Genomic DNA, 16,821 nt, shown 5'->3' with positions numbered 1-16,821 from the left:
TGCATCTGCTCATGCATCTGCACATGAACAGGGTTATGATCCGGGTCAGTTGACCACGGCATCACTGGTCACATCAGCCAGTTAGTGCACCACCGGGGAGCGACCTGTGGACCTCGACGTTGACGGCGTGTACGAGGGGTTTGACGTGTACAACGGCATGGCTGCCACGCAGCTGGACGGAGTCGCCTGGCAGAAGAGCAGGCACAGCAACTCGCAGGGTTCCTGCGTCGAGTTCGCCCGGCTGCCGGGCGGTGACGTGGCGGTCCGCAACTCGCGCTTCCCGGAGGGGCCGGCGCTCGTCTACACGCGTGCCGAGATCGAGGCGATGCTGCTCGGCGTCAAGGACGGCGAGTTCGACCACCTGATCGTGAGCTGACGGCGGCCATACTCCGGGCAACACGGTGCATTCGCCGCACAATGCACGGTAACGCGCGTAGAAACCCGGCGTCCCAAGACGCCGGGTCGGCTACTCGCCGGGCTGGAGCCGGAACAGCGCCCACACGACCTTGCCGTTGAGGGTGCCGGCGAGCGGATGCCAACCCCAGCTGTCGCTGAAGGACTCGACCAGGAACAGCCCGCGGCCCGACTCCGCCGAGAAGTCGTCCGAGTCGCCGGGGGCCGGGGTCTCGTGGCTGGGGTCGCGCACCGCGCACACCAGCCGCTCCGTCCACCGCATCAGGTGCAGCCGCACAGCCGGTGCCTGCGGCGTGGCGAGGCGGTCGGTCTCACCGGGCACCGCGTGCCGCAGGGCGTTGGTGACGAGCTCCGACACGACGAGGCAGACGTCGTCGAAGCGGTCGCCGACGTCCCACTGGTCGAGGGTTCTGCGGGTGAACGACCGGGCTTCGCGCACCGCTTCGTAGCGGGCGGGCAGGGCGCAGGAGGCGGCGTTGGACACGGCCGCGGGATCAAGCGGCGGAAGGCCCTGCCGTAACGGCTTGAGCATGGTCGATCCATTCGTCCCCATGCGAGGCACTCCCGGGAATTCGCGGTCGTTGCGATGCAGCGGTGGCGCGAGACCATGGTTTCGGATGCGCACAGCAGATGCAAGGGCAGATGCACGTGCACGCGACCGAATTGGACCCTCCCGTACCGCTTGTTGGCCATTTTTTCCGCCAACTTTGCGTCCTTGGCTTACTACCTGCTTGCAAGTTCCTGTGCTTAGACTTTGGCCTCTTTCCGTTTCCGTAACCGGACGAGTACTGCTCGAAGTGTTTTAGTGGCAGACTGCGGGCCCTGAAGACGGTTGGGGAGGCTGGCGAACGTGAGCGCGGGAGAGCCCGGATCGGTGGTGCGGCGAATGCTGCTCGGCTCGCAACTCAGGCGGCTGCGCGAGGCCCGGGGGATCACCCGCGAAGCCGCGGGGTACTCGATCCGCGCCTCCGAGTCGAAGATCAGCCGCATGGAGCTGGGCCGGGTGAGCTTCAAGACCAGGGACGTGGAAGACCTGCTGACGCTGTACGGCATCACCGACGAGGCGGAGCGCGAGCAGCTCCTCTCCCTCGCCCGGGAGGCCAACGTGGCGGGCTGGTGGCACAGTTACTCGGACGTCCTGCCGAGCTGGTTCCCCACTTATGTCGGCCTGGAGGGCGCGGCGCATCTGATCCGGGCCTACGAGGTGCAGTTCGTCCACGGCCTCCTCCAGACCGAGGACTACGCGCGAGCGGTGGTGCGCCGCGGTATGAAGGGTGCCAGCGAGGCCGATGTCGAACGCCGGGTCACGCTGCGCATGGAGCGGCAGAAGTACCTGGTGGCCGAAAACGCGCCCGACTTCCACATCGTCCTCGACGAGGCCGCGCTGCGCCGGCCCTACGGGGACCGCGAGGTGATGCGCGGCCAGCTCCAGCACCTCGTCGAGATCTCCGAGCGGTCCAACGTACGGCTCCAGATCATGCCGTTCAGCTTCGGCGGCCACTCCGGGGAGGGCGGCGCCTTCACGATCCTGAGCTTCCCGGAGTCGGACCTCTCCGACGTGGTCTACCTGGAGCAGCTCACCAGCGCCCTCTACCTGGACAAGCGCGAGGACGTCGCCCAGTACGAGCAGGCACTGAAGGAGCTCCAGCAGGACAGCCCGGGACCGGACGAGAGCCGGGACCTGCTGCGGGGGCTGTTGCAGCTGTCGTAGATATATCGATGAACCTGGGGATTCCCCTAGATCATCGAACTGATGCCCCAACTCCCTTGTGACGCCAGTAGCATGACGCGTGATCAGACCGTGATGTGGATGTGGACCGGGTGTCCGCATCGACTGCCGTCGCAGCAGGGGATCGAGGGATCACAATGTCGTCCTATTTCACCGACCTGGCCCAGCAGTACATCGACGGTGAGTGGCGCCCGGGGACCGGTTCCTGGGACATCATCGACTTCAACCCGTACGACGGCGAGAAGCTGGCCTCGATCACCATAGCCGCGGTCGAGGAGATAGATCAGGCCTACCAGGCCGCCGCGCGCGCCCAGAAGGAGTGGGCCGCCACCAACCCGTACGCCCGCCGTGCCGTCTTCGAGAAGGCCCTGCGCCTCATCGAGGAGCACGAGGCGGAGATCACCGAGGCGATCATCGCGGAGCTCGGCGGCACCCATCTGAAGGCCGGCTTCGAACTCCACCTCGCCAAGGAGTTCCTGCGCGAGTCGATCCAGTGGGCGCTGCGCCCCGAGGGCCGGATCCTGCCCTCGCCGGTGGACGGCAAGGAGAACCGCGTCTACCGCGTGCCGGTCGGTGTCGTGGGTGTGATCAGCCCCTTCAACTTCCCCTTCCTGCTGTCGATCAAGTCGGTCGCCCCGGCGCTCGCGGTCGGCAACGCCGTGGTCCTCAAGCCGCACCAGAACACCCCGATCGTGGGCGGCACCCTGGTAGCGAAGATCTTCGAGGACGCGGGCCTGCCGGGCGGACTGCTCAACGTGGTCGTCACCGACATCGCGGAGATCGGCGACGCCTTCATCGAGCACCCGATCCCCAAGGTCATCTCCTTCACCGGCTCCGACAAGGTCGGCCGGCACGTGGCCACCGTCTGCGCCTCGCTCTTCAAGCGCTCGGTGCTCGAACTGGGCGGCAACAGCGCGATCGTGGTCCTCGACGACGCCGACATCGACTATGCGGTCGACGCGGCGGTCTTCAGCCGGTACGTCCACCAGGGCCAGGTCTGCATGGCCGCCAACCGCGTGCTGGTGGACCGCTCGATCGCGGACGTCTTCACCGAGAAGTTCGTGGCCAAGGTGCGGACCCTCAAGTCCGGCGACCCGCGCGACCCGCAGACCATCATCGGTCCGGTGATCAACTCCCAGCAGGCGGAGTCGATTTCGGCCACGGTCGAGCAGGCCGTCGCCGAGGGCGGCACGGCCCTGCTGCACGGCACCACCACCGACAACCTGGTCGAGCCCTCGGTCCTCACCGGCGTCCCGGCCGACTCCGACCTGCTCCGGCAGGAGATCTTCGGCCCGGTTGCGTTCCTCATCCCCTTCGACGGCGAGGAGGAGGCCGTACGCATCGTCAACGACACCCCGTACGGCCTCAGCGGCGCGGTCCACACCGGGGACATCGAGCGGGGCGTGGCCTTCGCCAAGCAGATCGACACCGGCATGTTCCACGTCAACGACGGCACCGTCCACGACGAGCCCCTCGTCCCCTTCGGCGGCGAGAAGCACTCCGGCATCGGCCGCCTGAACGGCGAGACGACCCTGGAGGCCTTCACCACCCTGAAGTGGATCTCGGTACAGCACGGCCGGAGCGGCTTCCCGTTCTGACCGGGAAACCCGGTTCGGCGGCCCGGGCCCTTTAGGACGCGACCTGTCCTAAAGGGCCCGTAGCTTCGGTCGTGTCAGGGAAACACGACCCGAGGAAAGGCGGCCGACCATGGTCACCCACGTTCCCGCGGAAGCACAGGGCGACGAGCGCGGAGCACTGCTCTCCTTCATCGAGGAACAGCGCGGCGGCATCCGCCGGGCGCTGCTCGGCCTGACCGACGAGCAGGCGGCGAGCAAGCCCAGCGCGAGCGAGCTGTCCCTGTCCGGCCTGCTCAAGCATGTCGCCGAGGTCGAGCAGAGCTGGATCGCCCGCGCCAGGCAGGAACCGCCGGCCATCGAGCGCGACCAGTCGAACTGGCACGAGACCTTCCAGCTGGTCGGCGACGAGACGGTGGCCTCCCAACTCGCCTACTGGGAGCAGGTCGCCGCCGAGACCGAGAAGTTCATCCGCTCGGTCCCCAGCCTCGACGACACCTTCCCGCTCCCCGAGGCCCCCTGGTTCCCGAAGGGCAGCGTCTCCATGCGCTGGGTCTGCCTCCACCTGATCCGCGAGACCGCCCGGCACGCGGGCCACGCCGACATCATCCGCGAGTCCCTGGACGGCAAGACGGCCTTCGAACTGGTGGAACTGGAGCGGGCCTCCTAGCCGCTTCGCCGCTGCCGGCTAGTGGTGGAAACTGGTCGCCGCCTCCTTGTCCCGGATCAACGGATGCGGCTGGCGGCGCAGTTCGGGGAGCAGCCGGGTCAGGTCCTCCATGAACAGCTCGGCCAGGTCCTTCGAGAAGCCGTTGCGGCACACCACCCGCAGTACGGACAGGTCCTCCCGGTTTGCCGGGAAGGTGTACGCGGGCACCAGCCAGCCGCTCTCGCGCAGCCGCCGGGAGACGTCGAAGACGTCGTACGACGTCACGTGGTCGGCGGTGGTGAAGGCGAACACGGGCAGCTCGTCGCCCCTGGTCAGCAGCCGGAAGTCGCCGAGCGCCTCGATGCGTTCGGCGAGCCCGGTGGCCACGTCCCGCGAGCACTGCTGCACCGCACGGTAGCCGTCCCGGCCGAGGCGCAGGAACGTGTAGTACTGCGCGACCACCTGGGCGCCGGGGCGGGAGAAGTTGAGGGCGAAGGTGGGCATGTCGCCGCCCAGGTAGTTGACCCGGAAGACGAGTTCCTCGGGCAGCGCCTCCTTGTCCCGCCACAGCGCCCAGCCGACGCCCGGGTAGACCAGGCCGTACTTGTGCCCCGAGGTGTTGATCGACGACACGCGCGGGAGGCGGAAGTCCCACACCAGGTCCTCGTCGAGGAAGGGTGCGATCATCCCGCCCGAGGCGCCGTCCACATGGACCGGGACGTCGATCCCGGTGCGCTCCTGGAGGGCGTCCAGGGCCGCGCAGAGGTCGGCGATCGGCTCGTACGACCCGTCGAAGGTGGAGCCGAGGATGCCGACGACCCCGATGGTGTTCTCGTCGCACAGGTCGGCGGCGGCCTGCGGGTCCAGGTGGTAGCGGTCGCCGTCCATGGGGATGTACCGGGCCTCCACCTCCCAGAAGTTGCAGAACTTCTCCCAGCAGACCTGGACGTTGATGCCCATGATCAGGTTCGGGCGCGCGGAGCCCGGATAGCGGTCGGCGTTGCGCTGCATCCAGCGGCGCTTCAGGGCCATCCCGGCCAGCATGCAGGCCTCGCTGGAGCCGGTCGTCGAACAGCCGATGGCGGCGGCCGGGTCCGGCGCGTTCCACAGGTCGGCGAGCATCACCACACAGCGCCGCTCCAGTTCGGCGGTGCGCGGGTACTCGTCCTTGTCGATCATGTTCTTGTCCGTGCACTCCGCCATCAGGAGCCCCGCCTGCGGCTCCATCCAGGTGGTGACGAACGTGGCCAGATTCAGCCGGGCGTTGCCGTCCAGCATCAGCTCGTCATGGACCAGTTGATACGCGGTCGTGGGCGGCAGCGGGGTGTCCGGCAGCCGGTGCGTGGGCGGGGCCTCGGCCATGCCGCCGACCGGGTTCGCCTCACCGAAGAACGGGTTGACGGACATCGGTCGTTCTCGGTGCTTCTCGGAGCCTTTGTGGAGCGGCATGAGTGGTGCCTCCTGGGAGATTTCACAAGGGTCAGCGCAGGGCCGTACCGTCCGCCCGCAACTGCATCTTCGGCCGACCGGTCACCAGCAGCCAGGCCGGGAGCGACGCTGTGCACAGCAGGGCGAGGATCACCGGCGAGGCCACGAGCACCGCGGCCGTGAACAGGCTCACCCAGCCCTGCCGGGTGACGGCCAACAGCATGCCCAGTACACCCGCCGCCACGCCCACCGAGGGCTGGACGGCGGGCACCAGGGCGTGGGCGCACAGCCCGAGGGCGGCGCCGACGAAAACCGAGGGAAAGATCCGGCCGCCGCGGAAACCGCAGGCGGCGGCCACCAGCAGCGCGGTCAGTTTGACGACCGTCATCACGGCGAACTGCCCGGCCGTCCAGCCCTCCGGGTTCTTCGCCAGGTCCCCGACCTCGTCCAGCCCCTTGAAGAGCGTCAGGGGACCGCCCAGCGCCCCCAGAAGGCCGAGGACGACCCCGCCGGCCGGAAGGATCAGCACGGGGTGCCTGAGGCGCCCGAAGGCCGCGTGGACGTACGGGAAGGCGTAGACCGCGCACATGCCGAGCAGCGCGGCCACGGGGGCGATCGCCACGGCCGACAGCAGGTCGGGCCAGCGGGTCCGGGTGAGCGCGGGCAGACCGATGTCGAGGGACGGACGGGCCACCAGGGCGGTCGTCATCGAGCCCGCTCCGGCCGCCGCCAGCGGCCCGAAGAGGTTGTCCCACAGCGCTCCCTTCAGGGGCTTCCCGGCCAGTGCCTCGGAGATCACCAGGGCCGCCCCCACCGGTGTCCCGAACAGCGCGCCCAGCGTCGCCGCGTCGGCCAGCGCGGGCCACAGCGAGCCCGGCAGCCGGGGCATCGCGAGGCGCCCCAGCCACAGCGCGAGCCCGACGTTGACGGCGATCAGCGGATTCTCGGGACCGAGGCTCGGCCCGCCCGCCAGCATCAGTACGGTCGCCAGCACCAGACCGGGCAGCACGGCCGGCGGCAGCGCCACCGCCTCCAGGCCCAGGGTGGCCGGATCGGGTCCCGCGTGCCCCGGCACCTTCCACACCACCAGCCCCACCGCGATCCCGGTCGCGGTCAGCATCACCAGCATCCACAGCACCGAGTACCGCCCGATGCCCAGCGCGTCCGGCAGGTTGTGCCACAGCACGTTCTGCAATCGCCCGGCCAGCGAGCTCACCAGCACGAACAGCAGGCTGCTGCCGACACCGACGACCAGGGAGGGCAGGATCAGCGGCAGCAGGGCACGCGCGGGGGCCGCGGGCGGGGTGGGGAGCGCCTGCTGCGCGGTGTCCTGGGCCACGGGCCCACCATAAGCGGGCAAAACAGACACAACATCCTGAAAGATACCGAGTGGAACGGGCTTGCACCTCACGCGGCGTGAGGCCCCAGGGTGGAGCACGGAAAGGAGCGGAAGTGAGCTACCCCATAGGACAGGTCGCCGGATTCGCCGGGGTCACCGTGCGCACCCTGCACCACTACGACGAGATCGGCCTGCTGGTCCCGGGCGGGCGCAGCACCGCCGGGCACCGGCGCTACGGCGACGCCGACCTCGACCGGCTCCAGCGGATCCTGTTCTACCGGGAGCTCGGCTTCCCGCTCGACGAGGTCGCGGTCCTGCTCGACGACCCGGACGCGGATCCGCGCGCGCACCTGCGCCGCCAGCACGACCTGCTGACCGCCCGGATCGAGAAGCTGCAGAAGATGGCCGAGGCCGTGGAGCACGCCATGGAGGCACGCAGAATGGGCATCAACCTCACCCCCGAGGAGCGCTTCGAGGTCTTCGGCGACAAGGACCCGGACCAGTACGCCGAGGAGGCCGAGCAGCGCTGGGGCGGCACCGAGGCCTACGCCGAGTCGCAGCGCCGCGCGGCCCGCTACACCAAGGCCGACTGGCAGCGCATGAAGGCCGAGGTCGACGACTGGAGCGAGCGTTACGCCGCCCTGGTGGCGGAGGCCGAGCCGCCGGCCGGCGAACGGGCCATGGACATGGCCGAGGAACACCGCCTGCACATCTCGACATGGTTCTACGACTGCCCGTACGACATGCACCGCGGCCTCGGCGAGATGTACATCGCCGACGAGCGTTTCAAGGCCTTCTACGACGCGATGGCACCGGGCCTGGCCGAGCACCTGAAGGAGGCCATCGACGCGAACGCCGCACGGCACACCGCCTGACCGGGCCCTCGGCTACAGCTTGTCGATGACGACGGCGGTGCCGTACGCGCACACCTCGGTCCCCACGTCCGCCGCCTCGGTCACGTCGAACCGGAAGGCCAGCACGGCGTTGGCACCACGCGCGCGTGCCTGCTCGACCAGCCGCTCCATGGCCTGGTTGCGGGTCTGCACGAGCGTTTTCGTCAGGCCCCTCAGCTCACCGCCGATCATCGACTTCAGGCCCGCGCCGATCTGACTGCCCAGGTGCCGGGAGCGCACGGTCAGCCCGAAGACCTCGCCGATGACCTCCCGCACCCGGTACCCGGGAACGTCGTTCGTGGTGACCACCAGCACATCGGACTGGGGTCCCTGACCGCCGCCGTACTCCTCGATGCCCATGTCCACAGCCTTTCCCCAGGCCGGCCACAGTGCATCCTGGATCCACCGGTGGAACCTGGGACGGACACATTCCGTTGATAGCTTTGTGCGCCCGCACAAGGAACGCGTAGTGCCCTCACCCCTCAGGAGCCCGGAACCGTGACGACCGGAACCGCGATGACGCTCGCCCTCGGCCCGAGCTGGATGGATCCGAACAACCTTCTCGACTCGTTCGGCATCTGGGGCCTGCTCCTGGTCGTCTTCGCCGAGTCCGGACTCCTGATCGGTTTCTTCCTCCCGGGTGACTCCCTCCTGTTCACCTGCGGCCTGCTGATCACCTCGAACCAGCTGGACTTCCCCCTGTGGGGCGCCGTCGCCCTGATCTGCGTCGCAGCGGTCCTCGGCGACCAGGCGGGCTTCATGTTCGGCAAGAAGGTCGGCCCGTCGCTCTTCAACCGCCCGGACTCCCGCCTCTTCAAGCAGGAGAACGTCGAAAAAGCGCACGAGTTCTTCGAGAAGTACGGCCCGAAGTCCCTGGTCCTGGCCCGTTTCGTGCCCGTGATCCGCACGTTCACGCCGATCATCGCCGGCGTCAGCGGCATGAAGTACCGCTCGTTCCTGACCTTCAACGTCATCGGCGGTGTCCTCTGGGGCGCCGGCGTCACCCTGCTCGGCTCCTGGCTCGGCAAGATCGACTTCGTCAAGAACAACATCGAGGCGATCCTGATACTGATCGTCCTCGTCTCGGTCGTCCCGATCGCCATCGAGTTCCTGCGGGCCCGCGCGAAGAACAAGAAGGCGGCGGCGCAGGAACCGCTCCAGCAGCACCCGACGCACCCGGCGCCCCCGGTGATGGACGACGCGACGACCCAGCTCCGCAGGATCGAGCCGACCTACGAGCAGCCGCAGCAGCAGTACGTCCCGCAACAACCCCAGCCCCAGCAGCAGTACGGCCAGCCCCAGCCCCAGCAGCAGTACGGCCAGCAGCAGCCGTACTACGGCCAGAACGGTTACGACCAGGGCGGCTACAGCCAGAACGGCTACGGCCAGCAGCAGTACCCGTACAACGAGGACCACTACCGAGCGCCGTAAGCGGCAACGCCCTGCTTTTGGGGGCGCGGGGCTGTATTGAATGTGCGGCTACCGCCGCGTGGGCGCGACAAGCCACGACGAACTCGCACTCGCCGACGCACCGCACCCGGTCCCTCTTAGGCGCTAGAACCCCCTCGTCCGCTTCGCGGCGCGCCGCTTCCCCGCCGACCCCACCCGCAGGGTCAGCCGGGAGATCTCCGACCCCAGATTGACCCCGATCGCGATGGCCATGGCGAGCGACGCCGCCTTGGCCAGCGACACCAGCCCCTTGTCGACCTCGTTCTGAGCCATCGACAGCAGCCCGAAATACGTCGCGGACCCCGGCAGCAGCGGTCCGATCGCCGCCGTCGTGTACGGCAACGCGGAAGCGAACCGGTACCGGGACAGCAACTGCCCGAACAACCCCACCAGCCCCGCCGCGACGGCCGTGGAGGCGACCGGTGAGATGCCCCCGGCGTAGTGCATCGCACCGTAGACCGACCACGCCACACCCCCGTTGAGGGTGACGGCCAGCACGGTGGATCGTTCCTGCTGGAGCAGGACCGCGAAGGTCAGCGACAGCACCATGGACGCGGCGATCTGGATCAGCGGCCGCTTGGAGACGCCGAGCGCCACATCGGGGTTGAGGCTGCCGCCGAGCTTCACACCGAAGTAAAGGATCGTCAGCACCCCGATGACGATGCCGACGAAGAAGTACATGACCTCCAGCAGCCGCGCGGACGCGGTGATGTAGAAGCCGGTCAGCCCGTCCTGGACGCCCGCCACCAGCGCGCGGCCGGGCAGCAGCGCGAACAGCCCACCGGTGACGACGGCGGACGCCGCGACGTCGACGTGGGCGAGCGAGAACCCGACCCCGATCGCGGCCGGCGGCATCGCGGCGATCATGAACTGGTAGAACTCCGGCAGCCCCCGCCCCGCGCACAGCCACGCCAGCCGGTCGCCGAGCATCGCGCCGATCGCGGCCGCGACGAACACGAGGAAGTCACCGCCGACCAGCACGGAGGCGGCCCCGGCGAGCAGCCCGCTCGCGGCGGTCAGCGCCCAGCCGGGGTACGGGTGCCGGTTGCGGCGGATCACCGCGAGCCGCCGGTAGGCCTCCTCCAGGGAGACATGGGTCTCGGGGTCGGTGAGGTCGTCCACGAGCCGGAAGACGGCCGCGAGGCGCGTGTAGTCGGTCCCGCGCCGCCGCACCGTCCGGGACGCGGTCACGGGGTCTTCGACGAGCGAAGGCTGGTAGGAGATGGCGAGCAGCGTGAAGGTGACGTTCGGCTCGCACCGGTCGAGGCCGTAGGAGCGGCAGACCGCGAACATCGCGGCCTCCACGTCCTCCGCGCCCTCGCCGCCCGCCAGCAGCAACTCACCGATACGCAACGTCAGGTCGAGCACGCGCGGGACGGCGGGACCGCCTTCCTCGGCCTTCTGCACCGGCTCCGGCGCCGGCCGTTCGGTCACCGGCATGCGCAGCATCGTGCGCATCCGGTCCTGCCAGGGCGCGTCCTTGACCAGACTGACGGCGGGAAACCCGGAGGCGGGCGTGAAGACGGGCGGGGCGTCGTGGGCGCTGTAGGTGCTCGGCACGCTGAACGCCGACCCCTCCGGTTCGCCCTCGACCGGCTGCGGCGCCGCCAGGCCCTTCGGCACGGCGAACTCGGACGTGGTGTCCGGCTCGGCGCCGCCCTCGGGGACCGCGATGCCCTCCGGAACGGCGAACTCGGACGTGATCTCCGGGTCGTACCGCGCCTCGTCCGACCGGGGCTTGCGGTCCTCCGCCTCCGTCACCGTCGTAACGCTCCCTGAACGACATCTCTACGTAGGGCTCAGTATGCGCATGGCCGCCCGGCGGACACGAAAAACGGGCCCCACGCGTGCGTGCGGCCCGTTTCCCGGTTACGGCATACCGGGGTGGTCTCAGTGACCGCCCTGCTCCTTGAAGCGCTTGTACGACCGCTCGATCTCGACCTCGGCGTCGGTGCGGCCCACCCAGTTGGCGCCCTCGACGGACTTGCCGGGCTCCAGGTCCTTGTAGACCTCGAAGAAGTGCTGGATCTCCAGGCGGTCGAACTCCGACACGTGGTGGATGTCGCGCAGGTGCTCCACCCGCGGGTCGGTGGCCGGGACGCACAGCAGCTTGTCGTCGCCGCCGGCCTCGTCCGTCATCCGGAACATGCCGATGGCGCGGCACTTGATCAGGCAGCCCGGGAACGTCGGCTCGTCCAGGATGACCAGCGCGTCCAGCGGGTCGCCGTCCTCGCCGAGAGTGTTCTCGACGAAGCCGTAGTCGGTCGGGTAGGCGGTCGAGGTGAAGAGACGACGGTCGAGGCGGATCCGACCGGTCTCGTGGTCCACCTCGTACTTGTTCCGCGAACCCTTCGGGATCTCGATCGTGACGTCGAACTCCACCGGTGGCTCCTCCATGATCAACACATAGTTCTGGTGGTTAAGTGTCCCTCACGCTGGTGTGTGATCGCGAAAGGGGCTGGTGGTCGTGCCAGAGCTGAGGCCGTGGCAGTCCGCGAAACCGCATGTGCGGAAGATCGCGGGTGCCGTGCGACCGCGTCTGGCACGCCTTGCGACCGCCACGAAACCGCAGGTCAAACGGCTGAGTGGGGCAGTGGGGCCGCAGTTCGCACGCGTCACGCGCGCGACCGGACCCCGGCTGGCCACCCTGGTCCGCCTCCCTCGTGCCCCTCGCCCTCCTCGGCTTCGGACCCTCAGGACCTGGCAGTACACCGCGGGCGCCGCCACGGCCGGGCTCGCGCTGGCCGCCGGTGTGGTGACCGCGGCGGGCCCCTGGGACGCCGACGGCCAGCGTACGGCCGAGCGGGACCGGGCCGCCGCCCTGGAGCGGACGGGTGGCGCAGATCACGGCTCCGGTGCGGACTCCGTCACAGCCGACGGCGAGCCCAGCCCCGCCCCCAGTGCCGGATCCGTCCTGACGGGCCTGGGCGCGGCCATGAACACCGTGAAGTCGGCGCCCACCGGAAAGGCCGCCGGAACCTCCGGAACGGCCCTCACGGGCGTCCTGGGGCCCCTGCTGGGTGCCTCGGCGCTCGGCACCACCCGCACCGCCGTGGTCGTCGACGTGGCCACCGGCAGGCGCCTCTACGGCACCGGCGCCGACACGCCCCTCACGCCCGCCTCCACCACCAAGATCGCCACCGCCGTCGCCGCCCTCTCCGCCCTCGGCCCCGACCACCGCTTCACCACGCGCGTGGCCCTCGAACCCGGCACCAGGGAGGTCGTCCTGGTCGGCGGCGGCGACCCCACCCTCACCGCCCGCCAGAACGCGGACGGCTGGGCCGGCCTGCGCACCCTGGCCGCCCAGACGGCCAAAGCGCTGACCGCGCGCGGCATCAGGCAGATCACGCTCTCGTACGACACCACGCTCTACACCGGCCCCGACCTGCACCCCATCGGCGTCAACGACAACCTCGCGCGCGTGAGCCCCCTCATGGCCGACGAGGGCCGCACCGACGGCTCCAGCAACGGCCCGGCGGCCCGGGTGAGCGACCCGGCGGCCGACGCGGCGCAGAAGTTCGCGGGCTTCCTCGCGGACGCCGGCATCAAGACCTCGTCCCCCGGCACCTCCAAGGCGAGCGGCCGGGCCGCCACCCTCGCCACCGTCTCCTCGCCGCCGCTGTCCTCGATCGTCGAACGCATGCTGACCAACAGCGACAACGACATCGCCGAGGCCCTGGCCCGCCAGACCGCGCTGGCCAGCGGCCGGCCGGCGAGCTTCGACGGCGGAGCGGCCGCCGTCGCCGCCCAGCTGACCAGGCTGGGGCTGCCGATGACCGGAGCCTCCTTCCACGACGGCAGCGGCCTCAACCGCGACGACCGGCTCACGGCGGACCTCCTCACCGCCCTCCTCGCCAAGGCCGCCGACGCGGACCGGCCGGGCCTGCGCCCGGTCCTCACCGGCCTCCCCGTGGCCGGCTTCACGGGCACCCTGACCAGCCGCTACACGAACGGCGGGGCAGGCGTCGTACGCGCCAAGACCGGCACCCTGACCGGCGTCAACACCCTTGCGGGCACCGTCGTCGACAAGGACGGCCGACTGCTGGCCTTCGCCTTCCTGACGTCCAACACGACGAACCCGGAGGAGGCCCAGGAGGCACTGGACCGGACGGCGACGGCCCTGGCGGGCTGCGGCTGCGGCTGACGCACCGCCACGCGCCCCTCCCGCACCGCACATCCCCATGGCCTGCCCCAAGTGGGACCGCTCACGTACGGTTGACGCATGACGAGCATCGGTGGCGCTGCTTCTTCAGGGATGGTCGACTGGAATCTCGCGGTGGCGACCGCGACCCGGCTCGTGCGGCCGGGCCCCGAGGTGAGTCGCGACGAGGCCAGGGCCATCGTCGCGGAGCTGCGGCGGCACGCGAAGGCGTCGGAGGAGCACGTCCGGGGTTTCACCCGGATGGGGACCGACGACGTCCACGACACACCCGTCCTGGTGGTGGACAGGCCCGGCTGGGTGAAGGCGAACGTCGCCGGGTTCCGGGAACTCCTCAAACCGCTGCTCGACAAGATGCAGGAGCGGCGGGCCGGCACCCCGGGCGGCGCGGTACTCGGCGCGGTCGGCGGCAAGGTCACCGGCGTGGAACTCGGCATGCTGCTGTCGTTCCTGTCCTCCCGGGTCCTCGGCCAGTACGAGACCTTCGCCCCCGCCTCCCGCGACCTCCCGGCGGACGAGCACGGCGGCGGCCGACTGCTGCTCGTCGCCCCGAACATCGTCCACGTGGAGCGCGAACTCGACGTCAAGCCCCACGACTTCCGCCTGTGGGTGTGCCTGCACGAGGAGACGCACCGCACCCAGTTCTCGGCGGTGCCCTGGCTGCGCGCCCACCTGGAGGGCGAGATCCAGTCGTTCCTCCAGGAGACCGACGTCGACCCGATGACCGTCCTGGAACGCGTCCGCGACGCCGCCCAGTCCCTCGCCGGGAGCCGCCCCGAGGCCGAGGAGGACGACGGCGGACGGTCGTTCGTCGAACTGGTGCAGACCCCCGTCCAGCGCGAGATCCTCGGCCGGCTCACCGCCGTCATGTCCCTCCTGGAGGGCCACGCCGACTTCGTCATGGACGGCGTGGGACCCGCGGTCGTGCCGACCGTCGCCGAGATCCGCGAGAAGTTCCAGCAGCGGCGCGCCAAGGGCGCCTCCCGGCTGGACATGACCCTGCGCAAACTGCTCGGCCTGGACGCCAAACTCCGGCAGTACCGCGACGGGGAACGCTTCGTGCGGGCCGTCGTCGACCAGGTCGGCATGGACGGCTTCAACCGGGTGTGGACCTCCCCGAACACCCTGCCGACCAAGGCGGAGATCGCCAAACCGGCGGACTGGGTCGCGAGGGTGCACCGCAAGGCCGAGTCGTGAACCGTTCGAGCCGTGGTGGAACGTAATTCGGCCTACGGCAGGCGAACGCCCCGCCAATCACCCGTCCGAGGGACCGTGGGCGATGGGTAGGCGTGCAATGCTCGGGGAACGGCCCGTTTCTGTCACCATCGACACACTCTGAGTGACCGACATCGGGCTCACCCCCCGAAAACTTCATGAAGGGAACCGGACATGGGTCCCCATCCTGCGGTCGCGGCGATACGCCTGGCGGTCCGCCGCGTACTCCACGACATCCTCACCGACCACCACCGCCACAGCCGCACCACCGGTGAACGCGCCGGTGGACGCATCGGCGCGCGCCTCGCACGCCCCGTCGGAGACATCCCGGAGCAGACCCCGAACGAGCGGACCCCCTCCCCGCTCGTCCTCGTGGCGTGCTCGGGCGGCGCCGACTCCATGGCGCTCGCCTCCGCCCTCGCCTTCGAGGCCCCCAAGCTCGGCATCCGTGCGGGCGGCATCACCGTCGACCACGGGCTGCAGGCCGGTTCCGACCTGCGCGCCGAGGAGGTCGCCGTGCGGCTGCGCGAACTGGGTCTCGATCCGGTCGAGTCGATCACCGTGACCGTCGGCCGCGACGGTGGACCCGAGGCGGCCGCCCGCGACGCCCGCTACGCCGCCCTGGACGCCGCCCTCGAGCGGCACGGCGGCGCCGCGATCCTGCTCGGCCACACCAGGGACGACCAGGCCGAGACCGTCCTGCTCGGCCTCGCCCGCGGCTCCGGCATCCGCTCCCTGTCCGGAATGGCCGCGGTCTCGGGGGCCGGCGGCCGTTACCGCCGCCCCTTCCTCCAGCTGGACCGGCAGACCGCCCGCAAGGCCTGCATGGTCCAGTCCCTCCCCGTTTGGGACGATCCTCACAACGCGGACCCGGCCTACACCCGCTCCCGGCTCCGCCACGAGGGCCTGCCCGCCCTGGAGAAGGCCCTGGGCAAGGGCGTCGTCGAGGCCCTCGCCCGCACCGCCCAGCTCTCCCGCGACGACGCCGACGCCCTCGACACCTGGGCCAGCCAGGCCGAGGCCTCCGTACGGGACGCCGCGGGCCTGCTGGAGTGCGCCAAGCTCTACGCCCTGCCCCCGGCCGTGCGCCGCCGGATCCTGCGCCGCGCCGCCATCGAGGCGGGCGCACCGGCCGGTTCCCTGTTCGCCCGGCACATCGAGGAAGTCGACCGGCTGATCACCGGCTGGCGCGGCCAGGGAGCCATCAATCTCCCGGGCAAAGTCGTCGCCCAGCGTCAGGGTGGCAGACTGGTGATTCGGCAAGGCTGAATCCCGACCTCCCGGAGGGTTCCTCCGACGAGGTGGGTAGGCCGGTGGGACGACCGACCGAAAGTGATGCGGGTGGACGCGAAAGACATGGGTGCCGACCTCCAGGCGGTACTCATCACCAAGGAAGAGATCGACGCGAAGCTGGTCGAGCTGGCCGCGAAGATCGACGCGGAGTACGCGGGCAAGGACCTGCTCATCGTCGGCGTCCTCAAGGGCGCCGTGATGGTCATGGCGGACCTCGCCCGGGCGCTGTCCACCCCCGTCACCATGGACTGGATGGCCGTGTCCTCCTACGGCGCGGGCACCCAGTCCTCCGGTGTGGTGCGGATCCTCAAGGACCTGGACACCGACATCAAGGGCCGGCACGTCCTGATCGTCGAGGACATCATCGACTCCGGCCTGACGCTGTCCTGGCTGATCAACAACCTCGGCTCCCGTGAGCCCGAGTCCCTGAAGATCTGCACCCTGCTGCGCAAGCCTGACGCGGCCAAGGTGGCCATCGACGTCGAGTGGGTCGGCTTCGACATCCCCAACGAGTTTGTCGTCGGCTACGGCCTCGACTACGCGGAGAAGTACCGCAATCTCCCGTTCGTCGGTACGCTCGCGCCTCACGTCTACGGCGGCTGAACCCCGGCTGATACGCCGGAGGCTCCACTTACGTAAGACGATCGGGAACCCCAGCGGGTTTCGCGCCGTTGGAGCA

At 69.9% G+C, this 16,821-nt stretch carries 16 protein-coding genes; 10 read left to right on the top strand and 6 right to left on the bottom strand.

Annotated features, from left to right (window positions below; all coding sequences use genetic code 11):
* The first annotated feature begins 106 nt into the window (after nucleotides 1–106).
* Entirely contained in the window at nucleotides 107–376 is a 270-nt protein-coding gene (locus tag EDD90_RS24885; protein WP_185149204.1) for a DUF397 domain-containing protein, read from the top strand.
* A 90-nt stretch (nucleotides 377–466) separates the two neighbouring features.
* Here EDD90_RS24885 and EDD90_RS24880 read toward each other — a convergent pair whose 3' ends face one another.
* A complete protein-coding gene (locus EDD90_RS24880) occupies nucleotides 467–946 on the bottom strand; it encodes an ATP-binding protein (RefSeq protein ID WP_123975267.1) in 480 nt (159 codons plus the stop codon).
* Nucleotides 947–1,300: 354 nt separating this feature from the next.
* On the opposite strand from EDD90_RS24880, the gene EDD90_RS24870 reads away from it, so the two are divergent.
* The 3 genes from EDD90_RS24870 to EDD90_RS24860 all read left to right on the top strand — a co-directional run bounded on the left by EDD90_RS24870 (nucleotide 1,301) and on the right by EDD90_RS24860 (nucleotide 4,387).
* Nucleotides 1,301–2,125, top strand: coding sequence for a helix-turn-helix transcriptional regulator (locus tag EDD90_RS24870; RefSeq protein WP_123981591.1), 825 nt, complete (start codon nucleotides 1,301–1,303; stop codon nucleotides 2,123–2,125).
* A gap of 155 nt (nucleotides 2,126–2,280) precedes the next feature.
* Complete coding sequence (locus tag EDD90_RS24865) at nucleotides 2,281–3,741, top strand: aldehyde dehydrogenase family protein (RefSeq protein WP_123975265.1); 1,461 nt, start codon at nucleotides 2,281–2,283, stop codon at nucleotides 3,739–3,741.
* 109 nt (nucleotides 3,742–3,850) lie between these two features.
* Nucleotides 3,851–4,387 (top strand): DinB family protein, encoded by a 537-nt coding sequence (locus EDD90_RS24860; protein ID WP_123975264.1) that lies wholly within the window; start codon nucleotides 3,851–3,853, stop codon nucleotides 4,385–4,387.
* 18 nt (nucleotides 4,388–4,405) lie between these two features.
* Here EDD90_RS24860 and EDD90_RS24855 read toward each other — a convergent pair whose 3' ends face one another.
* Nucleotides 4,406–5,815: a glutamate decarboxylase gene (locus tag EDD90_RS24855; RefSeq protein WP_123975263.1), complete on the bottom strand. Its 1,410-nt coding sequence runs from the start codon at nucleotides 5,813–5,815 to the stop codon at nucleotides 4,406–4,408.
* Nucleotides 5,816–5,846: 31 nt separating this feature from the next.
* Nucleotides 5,847–7,133, bottom strand: a complete 1,287-nt coding sequence (locus EDD90_RS24850; RefSeq protein WP_123975262.1) for an ion channel protein — start codon at nucleotides 7,131–7,133, stop codon at nucleotides 5,847–5,849.
* A gap of 113 nt (nucleotides 7,134–7,246) precedes the next feature.
* Here EDD90_RS24850 and EDD90_RS24845 point away from each other — a divergent pair, with 113 nt between their 5' ends.
* Nucleotides 7,247–8,008, top strand: coding sequence for a MerR family transcriptional regulator (locus EDD90_RS24845; RefSeq protein ID WP_123975261.1), 762 nt, complete (start codon nucleotides 7,247–7,249; stop codon nucleotides 8,006–8,008).
* A 12-nt stretch (nucleotides 8,009–8,020) separates the two neighbouring features.
* Here the strand turns inward: EDD90_RS24845 and EDD90_RS24840 are convergent, their stop codons facing one another.
* Nucleotides 8,021–8,386 carry a YbjQ family protein gene (locus EDD90_RS24840; protein WP_123975260.1) on the bottom strand — a complete coding sequence of 122 codons (366 nt, stop codon included), beginning with the start codon at nucleotides 8,384–8,386 and terminating at the stop codon, nucleotides 8,021–8,023.
* 156 nt (nucleotides 8,387–8,542) lie between these two features.
* On the opposite strand from EDD90_RS24840, the gene EDD90_RS24835 reads away from it, so the two are divergent.
* Complete coding sequence (locus EDD90_RS24835; protein WP_123981589.1) at nucleotides 8,543–9,457, top strand: DedA family protein; 915 nt, start codon at nucleotides 8,543–8,545, stop codon at nucleotides 9,455–9,457.
* A 123-nt stretch (nucleotides 9,458–9,580) separates the two neighbouring features.
* Here EDD90_RS24835 and EDD90_RS24830 read toward each other — a convergent pair whose 3' ends face one another.
* Both EDD90_RS24830 and EDD90_RS24825 read right to left on the bottom strand, forming a co-directional pair.
* Nucleotides 9,581–11,236, bottom strand: coding sequence for a threonine/serine exporter ThrE family protein (locus EDD90_RS24830; protein WP_123975259.1), 1,656 nt, complete (start codon nucleotides 11,234–11,236; stop codon nucleotides 9,581–9,583).
* 129 nt (nucleotides 11,237–11,365) lie between these two features.
* Nucleotides 11,366–11,857 (bottom strand): inorganic diphosphatase, encoded by a 492-nt coding sequence (locus EDD90_RS24825; protein ID WP_046730908.1) that lies wholly within the window; start codon nucleotides 11,855–11,857, stop codon nucleotides 11,366–11,368.
* A gap of 124 nt (nucleotides 11,858–11,981) precedes the next feature.
* Here EDD90_RS24825 and dacB point away from each other — a divergent pair, with 124 nt between their 5' ends.
* The 4 genes from dacB (at nucleotide 11,982) to hpt (ending at nucleotide 16,745) form a co-directional block, all read left to right on the top strand.
* Nucleotides 11,982–13,619 carry a D-alanyl-D-alanine carboxypeptidase/D-alanyl-D-alanine-endopeptidase gene (gene dacB, locus EDD90_RS24820; protein ID WP_123981587.1) on the top strand — a complete coding sequence of 546 codons (1,638 nt, stop codon included), beginning with the start codon at nucleotides 11,982–11,984 and terminating at the stop codon, nucleotides 13,617–13,619.
* Nucleotides 13,620–13,697: 78 nt separating this feature from the next.
* Nucleotides 13,698–14,831, top strand: a complete 1,134-nt coding sequence (locus tag EDD90_RS24815; protein ID WP_123975258.1) for a zinc-dependent metalloprotease — start codon at nucleotides 13,698–13,700, stop codon at nucleotides 14,829–14,831.
* Nucleotides 14,832–15,023: 192 nt separating this feature from the next.
* Entirely contained in the window at nucleotides 15,024–16,118 is a 1,095-nt protein-coding gene (tilS, locus tag EDD90_RS24810) for a tRNA lysidine(34) synthetase TilS (protein ID WP_123975257.1), read from the top strand.
* Between the two features lie 66 nt (nucleotides 16,119–16,184).
* Nucleotides 16,185–16,745: a hypoxanthine phosphoribosyltransferase gene (gene hpt / locus EDD90_RS24805; RefSeq protein WP_123981585.1), complete on the top strand. Its 561-nt coding sequence runs from the start codon at nucleotides 16,185–16,187 to the stop codon at nucleotides 16,743–16,745.
* Nucleotides 16,746–16,821 lie beyond the last annotated feature (76 nt).

The sequence above is a fragment of the Streptomyces sp. Ag109_O5-1 genome (assembly GCF_003814875.1).
Classification (GTDB): domain Bacteria; phylum Actinomycetota; class Actinomycetes; order Streptomycetales; family Streptomycetaceae; genus Streptomyces; species Streptomyces sasae.
This window is presented reverse-complemented; position numbering and strand designations above follow the sequence as displayed.